The sequence below is a fragment of the Henriciella sp. genome, from assembly GCF_049649345.1.
Lineage (GTDB): Bacteria > Pseudomonadota > Alphaproteobacteria > Caulobacterales > Hyphomonadaceae > Henriciella.
Genome location: NZ_JBARZC010000289.1, coordinates 1 through 3983 on the forward strand (window position 1 = coordinate 1; position 3983 = coordinate 3983).

The 3983-nt window shown below is 59.3% G+C and carries 2 protein-coding genes; both read right to left on the reverse strand.

Annotated elements, in window-relative coordinates:
* On the reverse strand, positions 1–3079 hold a 3079-nt coding region (locus WA989_RS07585), incomplete at its 3' end, for a CheR family methyltransferase (RefSeq protein ID WP_424339897.1).
* A gap of 109 nt (positions 3080–3188) precedes the next feature.
* A partial coding sequence (locus WA989_RS07590; protein ID WP_424339898.1) for a Crp/Fnr family transcriptional regulator occupies positions 3189–3983 on the reverse strand: 795 nt, incomplete at its 5' end.

Consider the following 3983-nt stretch of genomic DNA (forward strand, 5'->3'; position numbering starts at 1 on the left):
CATGAAGACCGTCTTTCGTGAAATCGAATTTGACCTTGCCGTCGAGGCTGATTTTGGTTTCGTTCTCGATAAGCTTCGTGCCGAAGCCTGGTTTGATCTCCTTGCCCAAGGCCGGACCGTTCTTTTCCGTCCAGGTCAACTCGACGCGGCCCTCATTCTCGCTCCATGACACGTCAACGCGGCCGGCCGAGCGTGACAGGGCTCCATATTTGGAAGCATTCGTCGCAAGTTCGTGCAGGATCATGCCGAAAGCCATCGCCTTTTTGGGCGGCAGCCGGATATCGGGGCCTTCGACATGGACCTGCTTGCCTGAAAAGGGGACGAGTTCCTTTTTGACCAGTTGCCGCAGCGGGGCGTCCTTCCACCGGTCTTTCGACAGCAGTTCGTAGGAACCGGCCATGGCCGTCAGACGGGGCAGATAGGTGTCGGTGAAGGCCTCTACACTGTCTGAAGTTTTCGCGGTCCGGCGCGCCAGGGCAATGACCACGCCGAGCATGTTCTTGACCCGGTGATTGAGTTCCGACACGAGAATGGCCTGGTGCTGTTCGGCCTCCACCAGGGTCGTGACATCGACGAAGGTCACGACAGCGCCTTCGGTCCGGCGGCTGGAATCGCGATAGGGCGCAAAGCGCACAAGATAGTGATGGCCCTCGCTGGTCTCGAGCTGTCGCTCCACCATTTCGCCCTGTGTGGCGTTCCTGACGTCGGATTTGAGGGATGGCAGATCGAAATTGCCAGACAAATCGGTGAGTGGGCGCCCCCTGTCGCCGGGCAGGATGTTCAGCACCGCTTCCATGGCCGGCGTGAAGGTGCGGATGGTGAGATCGGTCTTGAGGAAGACCATGGCGGTCTGGGTATTGTCGAAGAGATTTTCCAGATCGCTATTGGCCGCGTCCAGTTCATCGACCTTGCCGGCCAGTTCGCCATTGACCGTCTGGAGTTCCTCGTTCAGCGACTGGAGCTCTTCCTTTGAGGCTTCCAGTTCCTCATTCGTAGACTGGAGCTCCTCATTCACCGAAACCAGTTCCTCATTGGAGGATTTCAGCTCTTCCAGCGACGTCTCGTATTCTTCGATAACCGATTGCAGCCGCTCGCGCGTCTCACGCGCATCCTGTTCGAGTTCTTCGACCAGGTCGTCTCCGGTATTCTCAGACCTGTAGGTATTGATCTGGTCAGGCCGCAAGACGGGGCCCTGGTCGGCAAAAAGGACAATATAGAGGGGCTCTGCATCGGTATCGGATGGCAGCGGCGAGACGGTGATCGAGACGTGCTGGATCCGCCCCTCATCATTCTCCACCGGTATCCCGTCTCGCACCGCGCGCCGGCCGGTTTCCACCGCTTCGCGGAACACAGCCCGCGCTTCGAGGCGCAGACTTTTGCGCGCGAGGCTGAAGAATTGTCTTGTTGGCGCGCCCGGCGCGGCCTCGAGATATTTGCCCGTCTTGCCCGAGTAATACACGATATCGCCGTCGCGATTGGCCACGATATGTGCGGGCGCAAACTGATCGGCGACCACCGATTCGACCGATTGCCTGAACGACAGCCCCTTCACCGCGTTCGGCGCGAGGGGCGGAGACGGGCTGGAAGTCTCGCCCAGATTTTCGAGCGGGAAAGGGATACGTGCGCGGCCAAGATGGTCTTCCTTCGCCCTGAAGATGCGGGCTTTTTTGTCGATGGGGGAAAACAGGTCCGAATACTGGCTGATATTCTCCGATGTTCCCAGGAACAGATAACCGCCAGGGCGCAAGGCATAGTGGAATGTCGGAATGACCTGTCCCTGGACCTCCGGTCCGAAATAGATGAGCAGGTTGCGGCAGGAGACGAGATCGATGCGCGAAAAAGGCGGGTCCCTGATGATGCTGTGGGGCGAGAAGATGCACATGTCGCGGATCTTCTTGGCGATTGTGTAGGATTCGGCATCCTTGACGAAATAACGCTCAAGTCTTTCGGCCGAGACTTCCTCCAGCAAGGCAGCAGGGTACCGCCCGGCACGCGCGACACCGAGGGCGTGATCATCAATGTCGGTGGCAAAAATCTGGATCTGCGTTTTCGCACCGCTCTCGGCCAGGAATTCGGCCATGAGGATGGCAATAGAGTAGACTTCTTCGCCTGTCGCGCAGCCCGGCACCCAGACACGGACCATGTTGGCGCTCTCCCGGCGACCCTCGAAAAGCGCGGGAATGACGGTCTCCTTCAGTTTCTCGAAGGGTTCGGCGTCCCGGAAGAAATTGGTGACATTGATGAGCAGGTCCCGGAAGAGTGTGTTCACTTCGGTCGCATCTTCCTGAAGCAGCGTGACATATGCCTCGAGGTCGGCGACCTGGGTGACGTTGATGCGGCGCTGCACCCGGCGAAGGAAGGTCCTTACCTTATAGCCTGAAAAATCATGACCAACCTGCGCCTTCATGATGTCGTAGATCCGTGCGCGCAGGGTCAGCTCTTCCTGTTTTTCGGTCTCCGCATCGTCGGTCTCCAGCGCATCGAGAAGGTGCATGCTCCGGGCGAACGCGACCAGTTTCTCGCCCATTTCGGAGGCCGGAATGGCGAGGTCGACCAGCCCGGTACTGATGGCGCTTTCCGGCATGTCGGGGTGCATCGGCCCACCGCCATCAGCGACCTGGGCCATGGTAAGGCCGCCGCGTTCCTTGACGGCCTTGAGCCCCAGCGTACCATCCGTATTTCCGCCGGACAGGATGATCGCCGCGCATCGCTCGCCACATTCCAGCGCGAGCGCGCTCAGAAAGACGTCGATCGGCTTGCGCTCTCGCTTCGCGGAGGTCTGTTCCGAAATCTGAAGCTCGCCATGCTTGAAGCCCAGAACCGCGCCGGCGGGCAGCACGTACACACAGTTCTTGCGTACGCGAACGCCCTGTTTGGCCACCACCACTTTCAGCTTGGTGTAGCGCGCGATAATTTCATGAAGATGGCTTTCGCGGTCCGGGTTAAGGTGCGTGACAACCATGAACGCTATACCGGGATCATCGGGGAGACCCTTGAAAAAGGCCTCCAGCGCTTCGACGCCGCCAGCCGAAGCTCCGATGCCGGCGATGGCGAAGTCGCGCGTTTTTTTAGTGGTCATATGATCCTCTTGGGCCCGAGGGTAGGAGCAAAGCGGGCGGGCTACAATCAATAACCCATGAACCTGCGATAATTTCGGGCAGGGCAATGGGGGCGCAGGCGCGTTCCCGTCAATTCTCCGGAAGCCAGGAAAAGTCCAGCTGATCGTAGCGATTGACGTAGCCTGCCAGCTTGGAGAGCCGGTCCCGGTCCCTGAGCTTGATGAAGGATTTGTGCCGCTTGATCACCCGTAACTCTTCCAGCTGCTTGAAGGTCCGGCTGACATGGACATTCGAGAGGCCGACAAGATCGCCTATGTCCAGCTGCGTCAGCGGACAGTGGAACTGATCCTCGATGTAGCGGCTATTCAGCGCCAGGCGATCAAGAGTCTGCAGGGCAAACAGGGCAATTCTGGCGGTGGCGTAATTGCGCAAATGGAGCGCCGCGCGGTCATTGTGCTGGATCTGCTCGATCATCGCCACGCAGAGTAACAAGCCCGCCAGCCTGCCCTGACTAGCCAGAAGCTCGCCAAAGCGGTGGCGCGGGAGCCGGCAGACCTCACCGCTCGTTTTTGCGACAACCTGGTAGAGCGCGTTGTCATAGGACAGGTCAGGAAAGCCGATAATGTCGCCGGGAAAGTGAAGCTGAGGACTGGCGCGCCCTCCAGTGGGCCCGAAGGATTCCGATGCAAACCAGCCCTTTCGAACGATAAGACAGGAGGGAGAGGGGCCGCCTTCCTTCAATACGGTTTCGCCAGCGCAGACTGTCTGGGGCTCCTCCTCAAGCCTCAGCAGTACATCGATTTCACGCGGGTTGAGACTCCAGAGCCCGGAAAGCTTCGTCGCGATACTACTGCCGGATTCGTCGATTGACCGATCAGGCTCAAAGGGCATCAGACCAGCCCTTCCGGGCCAGAGGCTGGAGCG